This is a genomic window from Gluconobacter sp. (genome assembly GCF_047722525.1).
In the GTDB taxonomy this organism is placed as follows: Bacteria; Pseudomonadota; Alphaproteobacteria; order Acetobacterales; family Acetobacteraceae; genus Gluconobacter.
Genome location: NZ_JBDNYY010000007.1, coordinates 141,221 through 156,572, shown reverse-complemented (window position 1 = coordinate 156,572; position 15,352 = coordinate 141,221). Strand labels below are relative to the sequence as shown.

Here is a 15,352-nt window from a genome sequence, read left to right as displayed (position 1 = left end):
GATGCTGCGTCCCGGATTCCCCTTTTGACGGGAGGCTGAAAAGGGAGTTCAGGCGCCCAGATCAGGTTTGACCGGCGAAAGATGTTCGCGGACCGTGCTGCAGGCCGTGGGCGTCAGGCCCAGGATTCCGGCGAGGTGCTGACGATACAGTCCTTCATGGATCAGGCGTGCAGCCAGACCCGACAGCAGACCGCCACCGAAGCTGCGCTTGGCGTCCAGCATGCCCCAGCCGTTGTAGTCACCAAGGGCCACGACGGCGCCGCGGTCGTTGTAGACGAACGGGGCGGGGGTCTTGCCGGCAATGATTTCCGGCAGGGCGCGGCCGATATACTGGCCCTGCTGGCGGGCGGCCTGTGCGGTCGGCGCGATCGGTGCGGCGTCGATCCGGGAGCAGTCGCCGATAGCGAAGACTGTCGGGTCCTGGGTGGTCTGGAGCGTGGTGGTCACGCCGAGCTGGCCCGAGCGCCCACGTTCCAGACCTTCGAGAAGGTTCGTGGCATCCGAAGCGCGCACGCCAGCGGCCCAGACGCGGAGGCTGGCTGTGATGTGCTCACCGGATTTGAGATTGAAGCCAGTGTCATCCGCACCCACGACCATCGCGCCGGTGAGAACGGAGATGCCGAGCTTTTCAAGCTGCCGTGTGGCTGCCGTCGAGACGGCTTCGGGGAAGGCCGGGAGGATGCGCGGGCCGGTTTCGATCAGGACGGCCTCCAGCAGGGACTTGCGGACGGCTGGTCCCAGGCCGCGGGCGTCATCGATGGATTTGCACAGTTCGGCGATCAACTGAACGCCGGTCGCGCCTCCGCCGACGATGCCGACGGAGAGTTTCTCACCAGCGGCGCGGGCTTTCTGCACGGCTTCGCGGAATGTGGCGAACAGCGCATCGGCATCGTTCAGGCTGTCGATGAACATGCAGTGATCGACGATACCCGGAATGCCGAAATCGTTCGCGCGTGAGCCCAGAGCGACCACAAGATAATCGTAGGGCAGGGTTGCCCCCGTATCGAGCGAGACGGTCTTGGCCTCACGATTGACGGCGACCGGGCTCCCCTGGAGGAAGGTAAAGCCGAATTTGGCGGCTGTATCGGTAAAGGGGATGCAGTTGCCCTGATGCTGCATGGTTCCTGCAGCAAATTCGTGAAGAGAGGGCTTCCAGTAATGGACAGGGCTGCGGTCAACCAGGGTCAGGGAAATGTTCTGCTGGCGCCCGAGCGCTGCTGCAGCTTCAAGCCCCCCAACGCCACCGCCAAGAACAAGCACGCGAGCTGCAGCGGACATGGACTTTTTCCTCATATCAAGTGCGAAACGGCACCGTGGTTTTGCTAACGGCAGAGGCGGGGACGCACAAGCCCCGCTCTCGGTGACGTGTTGGGACGGTCAGCTGCGATAGGAGCCGTTGATGTCGATGTAGCCATGCGTCAGGTCACAGGTCCAGACGCGGGCCGCGCCGTCACCCAGCCCGAGATCGACGGCGATCTCGATCTCCTGCCCCTTCATGTGGGCGACCACGGGGGCTTCGTCGTAATTCTCGACGACGCCGCCGTCTTTCGCGATCCATGTGCCGCCGATGGCGACGGAAAGACGGTCGCGGTCCGCGGGTTCGCCGCTTTTTCCGACCGCCATGACCACGCGTCCCCAGTTGGCGTCCTCGCCCGCAATCGCGGTTTTGACGAGGGGGGAATTGGCGATGCACAGCGCGATGCGGTGGGCGGAGAGGTTGGAATCTGCCCCGGTAACAGCGATGCGGACAAGCTTTGTCGCACCCTCACCATCACGCACGACCATCAGCGCGAGCTCCAGAAGGAGGTCGTTCAGCGCGAGTGTAAACTCGGCGAGAGCGGGGTCGTTGACGTCGTCGATCTCGGGATTGTCAGCCAGTCCGGTCGCGAAAACCATCAGCATGTCCGAAGTGGACGTGTCCGAATCGACGGTGATGGCATTGAAGCTCTGCGCGCAGCCGGAGGCCAGCAGGGACTGAAGGACGTTCTGCGGCAGCTTTGCGTCGGTTGCGACATAGGCCAGCATCGTGGCCATGTCCGGGGCGACCATGCCTGATCCCTTGGCGATGCCCTGGATGCGGACGGGTGTTCCGCCGATCGTCACATCGCGGCGCGCGGCCTTGGGGAACGTGTCCGTCGTCATGATGGCGCGGGCTGCGTCTGCCCAGCCGTTTTCATTCAGTCCGGCCTTGGCAGCGGGCAGGGCCGCGATGATGCGGTCCTGAGGCAGCTTTTCGCCGATCACGCCCGTGGAGGCGAGAAAGACGTCCTGCGACGGGCAGTTGAGAAGCTTGGCGGTTGCGTCGGCGCAGTCCTCGCAGGCCTGCCTTCCGGCGCGGCCGGTAAAGACGTTCGCGTTGCCTGCATTGACAAGCAGGGCACGGGCATAAGGTGTGCTCAGTGCTTCACGGCACCACAGGACCGGGGCGCCGGGACAGGCGTTCTTGGTATAGACGCCTGCCGCAACCGTGCCGGGGACGAATTCCGCAAGCATCAGGTCCGTGCGGCCCTGATAGCGGATGCCCGCGGCGACGGCGGAAAGCCGCACGCCCGCAATCGTTGCAAGGTCCGGAAGCGGACGAGCGAGCGGAGAGACGGGGAGCGGCTTTGCCATGGACTTACTTCTTTGCAGGTGCGGCAGCCGGGGCTGCGTTCGGGATCGGCTTGCCCTGTGCGTCGTAGTGAACGACCTTCACCTGGGATTCGGCGGCCTGAACGATGTCACGCACCTTGTCGCGGATCAGTTCCTGACGGACCTGGTCGTGGACCTGATCGAAGGTCGGGATCGGGGCCGTGCGGGTCGCGAGAACCTGGATCACGTGCCAGCCGTACTGGGTGTGAACGGGGGTCTGGGAGATTGTGTTCGGCTTCATGGCGAAAGCGGCTGCGGAGAAGGCCGGCAGCATGTCCGCCTTCTTGAACCAGCCCAGATCGCCACCGTTTGCACCAGCGGAACCCTTGTCCTTGGAGAGCTGTGCGGCGAGCTTGCCGAAATCAGCACCCTTGCCGAGCTGGGCAATGATGTCCTTGGCCTGTGCTTCGCTGTCCACGAGGATGTGGCGGGCGTGGATCTCTTCTTCCGGCTTCTTGTTCGCGTAATGCGACTGATAGAAGTCGTGCAGCGTGGAATCGGTGACGAGCGGTCCGACCTTCTCTTCGAGATAGGCGTTCTGCAGGGCGTTCGCGGCAGCGGCGTCCATGGCAGCCTTCACGTCCGGCTTGCGGCTCAGGCCTTCCTTGTCGGCGGCGATCTGGACAGCCTTCTGGTCAACGAGCTGGTTGACGATCAGCGGAACCAGGACGGACGGCTGGATCTGGCGGGCCTGCGGCGGCAGGTTGCCAGCGGCGCGCTGGACGTCACCGAGGGTGATCTTCGAACCGTTGACGGTGGCGATCAGCATGTCGGGGTTGGGAGCGGCGGCCGGCGTGGCAGCCCCCGGAGCGGCTGCGGCAGGAGCGGCGGCAGGGGCGGCAAAAGCCGTCGATGCTGCAACCGACGTGCCGGCCAGAAGGGCGGCGAGAGCGAAAGTGGAGCGGGAAAGCCGCATGTGGGAACTACCTCGGATGTGACCTGAAAATAAGGATGGCCTGCACCATGACAAAGGCTGGTCCGCCCTGCAAGGGTGCGGTCTGTTACCATTCCTTCACGCGGGTGCCGTCCGGGATGGGGAGGGGGGCACAGATGTGACACTGTGATGACAATGAGGACATTTCCTCGGCGTTCCCGGCGGCCTCTCCATTGACCCTTTGCGGCCCGGGTCCTATCTCCAGCAGACGTGAAAATCCTGACGGCCCGGTGTGGCGGGTCTTTCCGGTGGTGGAAAGAGCTGGCGCTTCGGGTCTTCGGCATCTCAAGGTTCAGCATGTTCGCACGCCTCGCCCGCGCCCTTTTCGGTTCCGCCAACGATCGCACGCTCAAGGCGTATCAGCGCCGTGTGCCCGAGATCAACGCACTGGAGCCTGCGGTCCAGGCCCTCTCCGACGAACAGCTCCGGCACAAAACGGTGGAGTTCAAGGAGCGGCTTGAAAAGGGCGAGACGCTCGACGGCCTGCTGCCGGAAGCCTTTGCGGTCTGTCGTGAAGCCTCGCGCCGTGTGCTCGGCAAGCGCCATTTCGATGTGCAGCTCATTGGCGGCATGGTCCTCCATGCGGGCCGGATTGCCGAGATGCGCACCGGTGAGGGCAAGACCCTTGTGGCGACGCTGGCGGTCTATCTGAACGCACTGAGTGGCAAGGGCGTGCATGTCATCACGGTGAATGACTATCTTGCGCGGCGTGACGCGGAAGAGATGTCCATCCTCTACAGCTTCCTTGGGCTGACGACGGGTGTGATCGTGCCGAACCTGTCGGACGGGGAGCGTCGCGAGGCTTATGCCGCGGACATCACCTACGGCACGAACAACGAGTTCGGCTTCGACTATCTGCGCGACAACATGAAATATTCGCTCGCCGACATGGTGCAGCGTCCGTTCAACCACGCGATCGTGGATGAGGTGGACAGCATCCTGATCGACGAGGCGCGGACCCCGCTCATCATTTCCGGCCCCGCGGATGACAGTTCTGATCTGTACCGCTCTGTCGATGATGTGGTCGTAAAGCTCGTTCAGGAGCCGGACGTTTACGACAAGGATGAGAAGCTGCGGTCGGTCACGCTGACCGAGCAGGGCTCGCACCGTGTCGAGGAACTTCTGGCCGAAGCCGGCGTGCTTCAGGAAGGCGGGCTATACGACATCCATAATGTCGCGGTGGTTCATCACGTCCAGCAGTCGTTGCGGGCACATACGCTGTTTACGCGGGACGTGGATTATATCGTGCGGGATGGCAAGGTCGTCATCATCGACGAGTTCACGGGCCGCATGATGGACGGGCGCCGGTATTCGGATGGTCTGCATCAGGCGCTGGAAGCCAAGGAGCATGTGGAGATCCAGCAGGAGAACCAGACGCTCGCCTCCATCACCTTCCAGAACTATTTCCGCCTCTACCCGAAGCTGTCCGGCATGACCGGCACGGCCATGACCGAGGCGGACGAGTTCGCGGAAATCTATCACCTCGACGTGGTGGAAATCCCGACGAACCTGCCGGTGAAGCGGATTGATACGGATGACGAGGTCTATCTGACGGCAGCGGAGAAGTTCAGTGCCGTAGCGGATCTGATCCGGGAGATCCATGAGACCGGCCAGCCCATTCTGGTCGGCACGACCTCCATTGAGAAGAGCGAGTATCTTTCGCAGATCCTGACGCAGCGCGGTATTCCGCACAACGTGCTGAATGCCCGTCAGCATGAAAGAGAAGCGACGATCGTGGCACAGGCGGGTGCGCCGGGTGCGATTACGATCGCCACGAACATGGCGGGCCGCGGAACCGACATCAAGCTTGGCGGTAATATCGAAATGCTGGTCAAGGCCAGCACCGAAGGCGTCGAGGACGAGGCGCAGCGTGAGTCCGTCGAGCAGAATATCCGCGCGATCGTCGAGGAGCATCACGAGGAAGTTCACAAGGCTGGCGGTCTGTATGTGATCGGCACCGAGCGGCATGAAAGCCGCCGCGTGGACAACCAGCTTCGGGGCCGTTCGGGGCGTCAGGGTGATCCGGGCAATTCGCGCTTCTTCCTGTCGCTCGAAGACGATCTGATCCGCATTTTCGCCAGCGACCGTATGGGCGCGATGATGCAGAAAATGGGGCTCAAGGAAGGCGAGGCGATCGTTCATCCCTGGCTGAACAAGGCTCTGGAAAAGGCGCAGAAGCGGGTCGAAGCGCGCAACTTCGACATGCGCAAGAACACGCTCAAATATGACGACGTCATGAATGACCAGCGCAAGGAAGTTTATGCCCAGCGCCGGGAATACATGGCGACGGACGATCTGTCGGGCGTGATCGCCGAGCTGCGCGAGCACACGATCGAGGATCTGGTGCATGCGCATATCCCCGAAAAATCCTTTGCCGAGGCCTGGAATACGGAAGGGCTGACGCAGGAAGTCTCCCGCATCCTGAACCTGGATCTGCCGATTGCGGACTGGGCCAGGGAAGACGGAATGGACGCCGAGAGCGTGATCGAGCGGATCGAGGCGGAAGCGGCCAAGGCGCAGGCGGCACGGACGGCCAATATGGGCCCCGAGCTGATGCGGCTGATCGAGAAGCAGGTCGTGCTGACGACGTTCGATGCGGTATGGAAAGAGCATCTGCACGGGCTGGACCAACTGCGTCAGGGTATTGGTCTGCGGGCTTATGGTCAGCGCGATCCGCTGAACGAGTACAAGCAGGAAGCCTTCCAGATGTTCACGGCCATGCTGGACGACATGCGCATCCGCGTGACGGAGACGATGTGCCGCATCCAGGCCGTGTCCGAGCCGCCGCCGTTCCCGGTTATCAACACCGAGACGTCCGGTCCGTCCGAAGAACCTGCGGGGCTGTTCGCGCAGGGAACGACGGGGGGCGATATTCCGGCGCCGCAGCCGATGGCGGGTTTCCCGTCCGCTGCTCCGATGCCGCCGCGTCCGCAGCCCGTCCCGACGGGTGCGGAGCCTGATGCGGCGACGCTTCAGCGCTGGTATGCGGAAACGCCGCGCAACGCCCTTTGCCCGTGTGGGTCGGGTCTGAAGTTCAAACACTGTCATGGCAGGCTCGCCTGAGCCTCTGACACGCAGATAGAGGAAGGAGCGACCGATGGCCGGTCATTCACAGTTCAAGAACATCATGCACCGCAAGGGTGCGCAGGATGCCAAGCGCGCCAAGCAGTTCGCCAAGGTCCTGCGTGAGATCACGGTTGCGGTGCGCTCGGGTCTGCCCGAAGCCTCGTCCAACCCGCGTCTGCGGGCGGCGCTGTCCATGGCGCGTGAAGTCAACATGCCCAAGGACAATATTGAGCGCGCCATCAAGAAGGCATCCGGCACTGCGGGTGGCGATGATTACGTCGAGGTTCGCTACGAGGGCTATGGCCCCGCGGGTGTTGCGATTATCGTTGAGGGCCTGACGGACAACCGTAATCGGACGGCCGGCGAAGTGCGCGCTGCGTTTTCCAAGCACGGTGGTTCGATGGGGGAGACGAACTCCGTGTCCTTCATGTTCCAGCGTCTGGGCGTCATCAGCTATCCGCTGGATGTGGCCTCTGAGGACGAGATGCTGGAAGCTGCCATCGAGGCTGGTGCGGATAATGCCGTGACCACCGAAGAGGGCCACGAAGTGACCTGCGAGATGGAGAATTTCTTTGCCGTGCGGGACGCGCTGGAAGCCCGTTTCGGTGAGCCGCAGTCTTCAAAACTCGACTGGCGTCCGGAAAACAGCGTGACGCTGGATGAGGACAAGGCACGGTCGGTCATGAAGCTGATCGACGTGCTGGAGGACAATGACGACGTTCAGTCCGTCTACGCGAACTTCGATATTCCCGACGACGTGGCCGAGGCGCTGGCTGCTTGATCCGCCTGATGGGCATTGACCCCGGCCTGCGTTTCATGGGCTGGGGCATCATCGACGTGGACGGCAATCACCTGAAGCATGTGGCTTCGGGGGTCATCGGGACCGATGGGTCCGAATCCGTGCCGCTTCGCCTGTGCGAGCTGCATGGCGCGCTCAAGAAGCTGATCCGCGAATATGCGCCGGCCGAGGCGGCCGTTGAAGAGACCTATGTCAACCGCAATGGCTCCTCGACGCTCAAGCTCGGTTATGCGCGTGGAGTGGCTCTGCTGACGCCCGCTTATGAAGGGCTGCCGGTTGCGGAATACGGGGCAATGACGGTCAAGAAATCCGTGGTCGGGACCGGGTCTGCGACCAAGGAGCAGGTGACGATGATGGTGAAGCGGCTTCTGCCGGGGGCGGAGATCCGTAAGGCTGATGCGTCCGATGCGCTGGCGGTTGCGATCTGTCATGCCCATCATCGGGCGAGTGCGGCGCATGTCGTGGCCGGGAAGCGCATGGCATGATCGGACAACTGACCGGACTTGTCGGGCAGATCGAGGGCGAGCGCTGCATCGTGGACGTCAACGGTGTGGGGTATGTGGTTTCGGCTTCGACCCGCACACTGGCGGCACTGCCTCAGCCGCCTTCCGTGGCGCGCGTCCTGATCGAGACGATCGTGCGCGAGGATGCCATCCAGCTTTTCGGCTTTGCGACGACGGATGAGCGGGACTGGTTCCGTCTGTTGACGACCGTGCAGGGCGTGGGTGCGAAAGTGGCGCTGGCGATCCTGTCGGCGAACAGTCCGGGCGAGATCCTGCTGGCCATCAATGCCGGGGACAAGGGCTCGCTGACGCGGGCGGCCGGTGTCGGGCCGCGTCTGGCCGATCGGATCCTGAGCGAACTGCGTAACAAGGTTGCGAAAATGCCGGGCGGGGGCGGGACCGTGTCTGCACCCGGGATCGTCTCGGGGCCGAGCGTCGAGAACGATGCGCTGCTGGCGCTGGCAGGGCTCGGGTTCCGTCGGGCTGAGGCCTGGCCGGTTCTGAGCAGGGTGCTGGCTGAGAACGAGAATGCGACGCTTGATCTGGCGATCCGGCTGAGCCTGAAGGATCTCGCGCGATGAGCGACGACTACCGCGAAACCGATCCGGCCCGTCAGCCCGAGGATACGGGCGAAGGCAGTCTGCGGCCTGAGACGCTTGCGGATTTCACGGGCCAGAAGGCCAGCCGCGAAAATCTTGCGATCTTCATCGAAGCCGCGCGCGCGCGAAATGAGGCGCTGGATCATGTGCTGCTGCATGGGCCGCCGGGTCTGGGCAAGACAACGCTGGCGCAGATCGTGGCGCGGGAACTGGGTGTGGGGTTCCGGGCGACGTCCGGGCCGGTCATTCAGCGCGCGGGTGATCTGGCGGCGATCCTGACGAATCTCCAGCCGCGCGATGTGCTGTTCATTGACGAGATCCACCGTCTCCAGCCAGCGATCGAGGAAGTGCTCTATCCCGCGATGGAGGACTTTCAGCTTGATCTAATCATTGGCGAGGGACCGGCTGCGCGGTCCGTGCGGATCGATCTGGCGCCGTTCACGCTCGTGGCCGCGACGACGCGGGCCGGTCTGCTGGCGACGCCTCTGCGGGACCGGTTTGGGATTCCGCTGCGGCTGGTGTTCTATACGCCGGAGGAACTCCGGGCGATCGTCTCGCGCGGGGCTGTGAAACTCGGGATGCGCCTGACGGATGACGGGGCGGAAGAAATCGCCCAGCGCTCCCGCGGGACGCCGCGTATTGCGGGGCGTCTGCTGCGCCGGGTGCGGGATTTTGCTCTTGTCTCGAAGCATGCTGTCGTGGACCGGGACCTGGCCGATGCGGCTCTGGGGCGGCTTGAGGTTGATGAGCGCGGGCTGGATGCGATGGACCGGCGCTATCTCAAGCGGATTGCCGAGCATCATCATGGTGGTCCGGTCGGTGTGGAAACGCTGGCGGCGGGGCTTGCCGAAGCGCGCGATACGCTGGAAGACGTGATCGAGCCCTACCTGATCCAGGAAGGGCTGGTTCTGAGGACGGCCCGCGGGCGGATGCTGGGTGAGGCGGGGTGGCGTCATCTTGGCCTGACGCCGCCGGCGAGCCAGGTGGACCTGCTCTCCACGCTGGAGCAGGACGATTCCGCGCCCTGAAAGTCCCTGAACACGGTTCGCGGGATGGGCGCACCATGACTGGAGAGACAGTATGGCCACGCACAAGATCAGGTTCCGGGTTTACTACGAAGACACCGATGCAGGCGGTATCGTCTATCACGCGCGCTATCTGGGCTTTGCCGAGCGTGCGCGGAGCGAAGCGATGCGGGATGCGGATGCGTCGGTTACGGAGCTTCTGAACGATTTCGGACTGGTCTTTGTCGTGCGGCAGGCAGCGATCCGCTATCGCTCACCGCTCCGACTCGATGACGAGATGGAAATCGAGACAGCGCTGGATGCCATGACGCCGACGCGGCTGAAACTTTGTCAGACCGTCCGGAATTATTCCGGAGGTGGCGAAACGGCTACGGTTATCGACGTTGAACTGGCCTGTCTGAATGCAGCGGACATGAAACCTGCCAAAATTCCGCCTCGGTGGCGTGATGCAGTGAGAAAACTGGAGGCAGGAGAGGTCTGACCCACTTTCCTGTTTCCTCATGAAGTGCAATGGAGAGTCCTGACCCGCAAGGGACAGGATCTGTACAGGAGAGAACAGTGGATCATGAGGTAAGTTCGAGTGCGCTTGGGGCGGTCGGTGCGGCCGGTCTTTCGCCTCTGGACCTGTTCCTGCACGCCTCCATCGTTGTAAAGCTGGTGATGCTGGGTCTGCTGCTGTGCAGCGCCGGCGTATGGGCGATCATTGCGGAAAAAATCATTCTCATCCGTCGCGTCAACCGTGAGGCGACCGAGTTCGAGGACCGTTTCTGGTCGGGTGGATCGCTCGACGATCTCTACGAATCCGATGGCGCGCGTCCGACGCATCCGATGGCAGCCGTTTTCGGTGCGGCCATGGGTGAATGGCGCCGTTCCGCACGGATCGGCGGGATCGATCTGTCGCGGGGCGGTGTACGGGAGCGGATCGACCGTGCCATCGACATCACCGTCATGCGCGAGAACGACCGTCTGACGCGCCGTCTGATCTTTCTGGCGACGATCGGTCCTGTGGCGCCATTCGTTGGTCTGTTCGGGACGGTCTGGGGCATCATGCACTCCTTCGCGTCCATTGCGCAGATGCACAACACGAACCTTTCGGTCGTGGCTCCCGGTATTTCCGAAGCACTGTTCGCCACGGCGATCGGTCTTGTGACGGCCATTCCGGCCTATATCGCCTATAACGGTCTTAGCAATTCCTTCGAGAAGTTCGCGGATCGCATGGAAGCTTTCGGCACCGAGTTCGCGGCCATTCTGTCGCGTCAGTCCGAGGAACGTGCGGACGATACGACCGGCGGGAAGGCCTGAACCATGGGAATGTCTGCGGGAGGACGGGCTGGAGGGGGCGGACGCCGCAAACGTCGGCCCGCGTCGGAAATCAACGTCACGCCACTGGTGGACGTCATGCTGGTGCTGCTCATCATCTTCATGGTGACGGCGCCGATGCTGACCAGTGGTGTCAATGTGGATCTGCCGAAGACGGATGCCAGCCCGGTCAATTCGGATTCCAAGCCGATCACCGTGTCCCTGCGGACAGATGGGTCGCTTTATCTGGGGGATCAGCAGGTCACGTCCGACCAGTTGATCGACCAGCTCAAGCAGCAGTCGCAGAATGATCCGACCCATCGCATTTTCGTCCGTGCCGATGCCCATATCGATTATGGACAGGTGATGCAGGTCATGGGACAGATCACGTCAGGGGGCTTCACGCATGTTGCGCTTCTCGCGCAGCAGCCCCAGAGCGGCCAGTAAGAGGCTTCTGCCGTGGTCCGTCCACGCCGCTCTGATAACAGGCGCTTTCGTCATGCGCTCTACGGGTCAGCCGCCATTCACCTGGGGCTGATCGCGTATCTGCTTGTGCAGATCCCCCCTCCCACACCGCCTGAGCCGCCTGAGCCCCCAACGGTCCAGATGGAATTCGAGCAGGCTGGGCCGCCGACCCATCCGGTCAAGGGTGATCATCCGGCTCCTGCGCCTGCTCCGGCCCCGGCACCTGTGAAAAACGAGGCGCCTCCCGCCCCGACGCCTCCTCTGAAGGCGCCGACGGAAGAGCCACCACCGCCGCCACCGCCGCCTCAGCCCGTGCCGCCTCCGCCGGAGACGCCGCCGCAGAAGCTGCCGGACATGAAGCTTCCGCCCAAAATGACGGATGAGTCGCCCGAGCCTGTGCCTGCGTCGCCACCCACGCCGTCACCGCCGTCGAAATCGACGATGGTCGCGCCGCCGAGCCCGCAGACGCAGAAGGCCGACAAGCTGCCCGATATGCCGAAGTTCTCGCATATGACGCAGCCGAATGCGGCGAAGAAGACGGAAGCAGACAGTCATTCGCTGCTGGCGACGCTGGACAATTTCCGGGCGGACCAGAAGCAGACCCACGCGCCGACCGCGAAGGCCAATCCGCCGCAGGGTGGTGCGCCGAACGGGGGCGGTGTGCCGAATGGTGACATCACCAAGTCCCTGTCCATGGCGGATCAGAAGGCTATCGGTGGCTCCGTGCGCCGCTGCTACACCGAAGATACCGAAGCGCGGAACTATGCGAGCTTTGTCGCGCATATGGTTGTGACCGTTGACGCGACCGGCGAGGCGCGGATCGTCAAATTTGCGCCTGAAACGGCTGCGAAGATGGCGTCCGACCCGTCTTATCGCGTTCTGGCGGAGCGGGCGCGGGATGCGGTGCTGAGCCCCACCTGTGCCCATCTGCCGATCCCCTCCAAGATGCTTGGTCAGACGCATGAGCTGCGTTTTGTCTTCAGGCCGTAATCCACGAGGAAGTCTCATGTCCTTCATTCCCGATACCGAAGCCGAGGCCCTGAGCGCGCTGTTTTCGCGCCGCTCCGTTCTGGGAGCCACTGCCGCTGGCGGTCTTCTGGCGACGCCTCTGGCCGCTTTTGCACAGTCCGGCGCGGCTTCCGGCCCCGGCGAAGCGGAAATCACTGTTGATCAGGCTCGTCAGGAGCCGATCCCCATTGTCATCCCGAATTTCGGAGCAGGTCTGGGGGAGCAGATTTCTGGCGTCATTACGTCCGATCTGAACGGAACCGGCCTGTTCAAGGTCATGGGCGGCAGCGTGCCTCCCGGCTCCACACCGGATTTCAGCGCACTGAAGGCACAGGGTGCCCGTGCGGCCGTCGCCGGTCAGGCCGTGGGTTCGGGCAGTGTACGCGTCGAGATGCGTCTGTGGGACGTGCTCTCGGGCCAGCAGCTTCAGGGCACGGCTTATACGGCCTCGAACAGCAACTGGCGCCGGATCGCGCATATCATTGCCGACGTGATCTATGAGCGCATGCTGGGCGAGAAGGGGTATTTCGACACCCGCATCGCCTATATTGCCCGGACTGGTCCGCGCCATCACCAGATCACGCGTCTGGCCCTGATGGATCAGGATGGCGCCAATGAGCGTATGCTGACGGGCGGAGAATGGCTGACGCTCACGCCGCGTTTCAACCCGGTGCGTGATCAGATCGCGTTCATGTCCTACGCCAACAACCGCCCGCGCGTTTATCTGTTCGATCTGGCCTCTGGCCGTCAGCAGATCCTGGGCGAGTTCGCAGGGATTTCCTTTGCCCCGCGCTTCTCGCCGACGGGCGGATCGGTCGTTCTGTCCGCCACGCGCGGTGGCGGGTCGGATATCTTCGTGGTCGATCTGGCCTCTCGTTCGAAGCGTCAGATCACCAATTCCAATGGCGCGATCGACACCAGCCCGTGCTTCAGCCCGGATGGCAGCCAGATCGTATTCAACTCCGATCGTGGTGGCAGCCCGCAGCTCTACATCATGAGCGCTTCCGGTGGCGGGGCGAAGCGGATTTCCTATGGCAGTGGCCAGTATGGTTCGCCAGTCTGGTCCCCGCGTGGAGATCTGATCGCCTTTACCCGGATCGGCAGCGGCGGCTTCTCGCTGGGTGTGATGAATCCGGACGGGACGGGTGAGCGCATCCTGACGCAGGGCTTCACGGTGGATGGGGCCACGTTCTGTCCCAACGGCCGTGTGCTGGCGTTCTGCCGCCAGAGCGCTTCCGGTGCAGGTGGTGCAGGTTTTGCTTCTGGTATTGGGACGATCGACATCACGGGCTTCAACGAGCGTCCGATCCGGATCTCGACGGGGGCGTCCGACCCGGCCTGGTCCCCGCGTAACGGCTGAAGTCACACTCCGCGCTTCCGGTTCGGGAGCGCGGATTTGCAAAAGGGTGGGGAACCCTTTTTCCTGTAGGGCGTCGCAAGGACGGCTTTAACAGGAGAATTCCCCATGTCCTCTCAGGAGACACGGCAGTGGCGCCCGCTGCTGCACTACGCCCCGGCCCGGAACTGGATGAATGATCCGAACGGGCCGATCCTGATCGACGGGGTGTATCACCTCTTTTACCAGCACAATCCGGTTGAGCCCGTCATGGGCTATATTTCCTGGGGGCATGCCATCAGCCGCGATCTGCTGCACTGGGAAGAGCAGCCGGTTGCGTTGCCGTCCACGCCGCAGGAGCAGATCTATTCCGGCACGGTGATTTATGACTGTGACAATCGCAGTGGACTGGGAACGTCGGAAAAGCCGCCGCTTCTGGCGCTGTATACCAGTGTGTTCCGGGATATGCCCGGAGAGCAGGAAGACGGAACACAGGCAGTTTCGGTCGCCTTCAGTCTGGATGGCGGAGCGACCTGGACACGCTATGGGCACAATCCGGTTCTGACACTCGATCCGGCCTCGCAGAACTTCCGGGACCCGGCGCTGTGCTGGTACGAGGAGGGCGGCTACTGGGTGCTGACGGCCGTGGAAGCCGAGCAGCAGGTGGTCAAGCTTTTCCGCTCCACCAATTTCCTGAACTGGGAGTTTCTGAGCGACTTCCGTCCGCCCGGCTATCATGCGCCGGACATGCTGTGGGAGGTGCCGGTTCTGGTGCGTCTGCCCATTGATGGGGAGGCAGGGCGTACCGGCTGGGTGATGATCGTCAGCGTCAATCCCGGGGGCCTGACAGGCGGATCGGGCACGTTCTATTATGTGGGTGACTTTGACGGCACGGTCTTTACGCCTTCTCACCAGCCTTCGGCGACGGATGATCCCTGGCAGTATCGCTGGATGGATTACGGGCCGGACAATTATGCGATCGTCTGCTTTGCCGGAACGCCTGCGCCCGTCAGTATCGGGTGGATGGGGAACTGGAACTACGCCAATCATACGCCCACGGTGCCCTGGCGCGGGCAGATGACCCTGCCGGCGCATCTGTCGCTGGCCCGTCAGCCCGATGGCGCGCTTGTCATGAGACAGAGGCCGGTCAGTCTTGGTGCTCCGGAGGAAGTCTTTGCGGCAGGTGAAATCCGGCCTGAAGCGGGGGCGGCCTGGGTGCTTCCTGATGGCGTCATGGACTGCGCGGATTTCGCGAATGCCGTTCTTGATCTGGAATTGGTTATTGAACCCGGTGAAGATGTGGCCGTCCTGACCGTTGCTGCGACTGAAGACGGCAGGTTCGGTACAGAGATTCTCTATGATCCGGGTCGTCAGGAACTGGTGGTGGATCGCAGTCGCTCAGGCGTTCCGGTGCCGGATGGGTCCTTTACAACACGGCATGTGGCGCCCCTTCCGTTGAAGGACGGGCGTGTGCCTCTGAGGGTTGTGGTGGACCGGAGTTCGGTCGAGGTTTTTGCTGGTGACGGACTCGTCAGGATGACAGAGGTGATCTTTCCGCCTCTTCATGCCACGACCGTAACGCTGGGCTGCCACGCAGGCAGTGCATGTTTCAAAGGTGTGAAAGCGCAATGGTTCCGATAATGTGGCAGAATTCTGCCACATTCCTCGGGATTGCTGTGACATTTAT

General features: G+C 62.9%; 14 protein-coding genes. 11 read left to right on the top strand and 3 right to left on the bottom strand.

Translation table 11 applies throughout. From position 1 onward, the window contains the following. Nucleotides 1-48: 48 nt before the first annotated feature. The 3 genes from ABF859_RS08910 to ABF859_RS08900 all read right to left on the bottom strand — a co-directional run bounded on the left by ABF859_RS08910 (nt 49) and on the right by ABF859_RS08900 (nt 3,547). The gene (locus tag ABF859_RS08910; protein WP_415527414.1) at nt 49-1,278 is read right to left on the bottom strand and encodes an NAD(P)/FAD-dependent oxidoreductase; all 1,230 of its coding nucleotides are present in this window, start codon (nt 1,276-1,278) and stop codon (nt 49-51) included. A gap of 99 nt (nt 1,279-1,377) precedes the next feature. Further along, nucleotides 1,378-2,613 (bottom strand): bifunctional glutamate N-acetyltransferase/amino-acid acetyltransferase ArgJ, encoded by a 1,236-nt coding sequence (argJ, locus tag ABF859_RS08905; protein WP_415527413.1) that lies wholly within the window; start codon nt 2,611-2,613, stop codon nt 1,378-1,380. Between the two features lie 4 nt (nt 2,614-2,617). Further along, complete coding sequence (locus ABF859_RS08900) at nt 2,618-3,547, bottom strand: peptidylprolyl isomerase (RefSeq protein ID WP_415527412.1); 930 nt, start codon at nt 3,545-3,547, stop codon at nt 2,618-2,620. A 315-nt stretch (nt 3,548-3,862) separates the two neighbouring features. On the opposite strand from ABF859_RS08900, the gene secA reads away from it, so the two are divergent. The 11 genes from secA to ABF859_RS08845 all read left to right on the top strand — a co-directional run bounded on the left by secA (nt 3,863) and on the right by ABF859_RS08845 (nt 15,306). Beyond that, nucleotides 3,863-6,628 (top strand): preprotein translocase subunit SecA, encoded by a 2,766-nt coding sequence (secA, locus tag ABF859_RS08895; protein ID WP_415527465.1) that lies wholly within the window; start codon nt 3,863-3,865, stop codon nt 6,626-6,628. Between the two features lie 34 nt (nt 6,629-6,662). After that, the gene (locus tag ABF859_RS08890; RefSeq protein WP_415527411.1) at nt 6,663-7,412 is read left to right on the top strand and encodes a YebC/PmpR family DNA-binding transcriptional regulator; all 750 of its coding nucleotides are present in this window, start codon (nt 6,663-6,665) and stop codon (nt 7,410-7,412) included. Beyond that, nucleotides 7,409-7,915, top strand: coding sequence for a crossover junction endodeoxyribonuclease RuvC (gene ruvC / locus ABF859_RS08885; protein WP_041111979.1), 507 nt, complete (start codon nt 7,409-7,411; stop codon nt 7,913-7,915). Before ABF859_RS08890 ends, ruvC begins: the two co-directional genes overlap by 4 nt. After that, on the top strand, nt 7,912-8,514 hold the full coding sequence (gene ruvA / locus ABF859_RS08880; protein ID WP_415527410.1) for a Holliday junction branch migration protein RuvA: 603 nt from the start codon (nt 7,912-7,914) through the stop codon (nt 8,512-8,514). Before ruvC ends, ruvA begins: the two co-directional genes overlap by 4 nt. Next, entirely contained in the window at nt 8,511-9,560 is a 1,050-nt protein-coding gene (ruvB, locus tag ABF859_RS08875) for a Holliday junction branch migration DNA helicase RuvB (RefSeq protein ID WP_415527409.1), read from the top strand. Before ruvA ends, ruvB begins: the two co-directional genes overlap by 4 nt. A 52-nt stretch (nt 9,561-9,612) precedes the next feature. Then, the gene (gene ybgC / locus ABF859_RS08870; protein WP_415527408.1) at nt 9,613-10,038 is read left to right on the top strand and encodes a tol-pal system-associated acyl-CoA thioesterase; all 426 of its coding nucleotides are present in this window, start codon (nt 9,613-9,615) and stop codon (nt 10,036-10,038) included. Between the two features lie 29 nt (nt 10,039-10,067). After that, nucleotides 10,068-10,859 carry a protein TolQ gene (gene tolQ / locus ABF859_RS08865; RefSeq protein ID WP_415527407.1) on the top strand — a complete coding sequence of 264 codons (792 nt, stop codon included), beginning with the start codon at nt 10,068-10,070 and terminating at the stop codon, nt 10,857-10,859. 3 nt (nt 10,860-10,862) lie between these two features. Beyond that, nucleotides 10,863-11,303 carry a protein TolR gene (tolR, locus tag ABF859_RS08860; protein WP_415527406.1) on the top strand — a complete coding sequence of 147 codons (441 nt, stop codon included), beginning with the start codon at nt 10,863-10,865 and terminating at the stop codon, nt 11,301-11,303. A gap of 12 nt (nt 11,304-11,315) precedes the next feature. Next, nucleotides 11,316-12,311 (top strand): energy transducer TonB, encoded by a 996-nt coding sequence (locus ABF859_RS08855; protein WP_415527404.1) that lies wholly within the window; start codon nt 11,316-11,318, stop codon nt 12,309-12,311. A 16-nt stretch (nt 12,312-12,327) separates the two neighbouring features. Next, a complete protein-coding gene (gene tolB, locus ABF859_RS08850) occupies nt 12,328-13,689 on the top strand; it encodes a Tol-Pal system beta propeller repeat protein TolB (protein WP_415527403.1) in 1,362 nt (453 codons plus the stop codon). 105 nt (nt 13,690-13,794) lie between these two features. Beyond that, nucleotides 13,795-15,306, top strand: coding sequence for a glycoside hydrolase family 32 protein (locus ABF859_RS08845; RefSeq protein WP_415527402.1), 1,512 nt, complete (start codon nt 13,795-13,797; stop codon nt 15,304-15,306). Nucleotides 15,307-15,352: the final 46 nt, after the last annotated feature.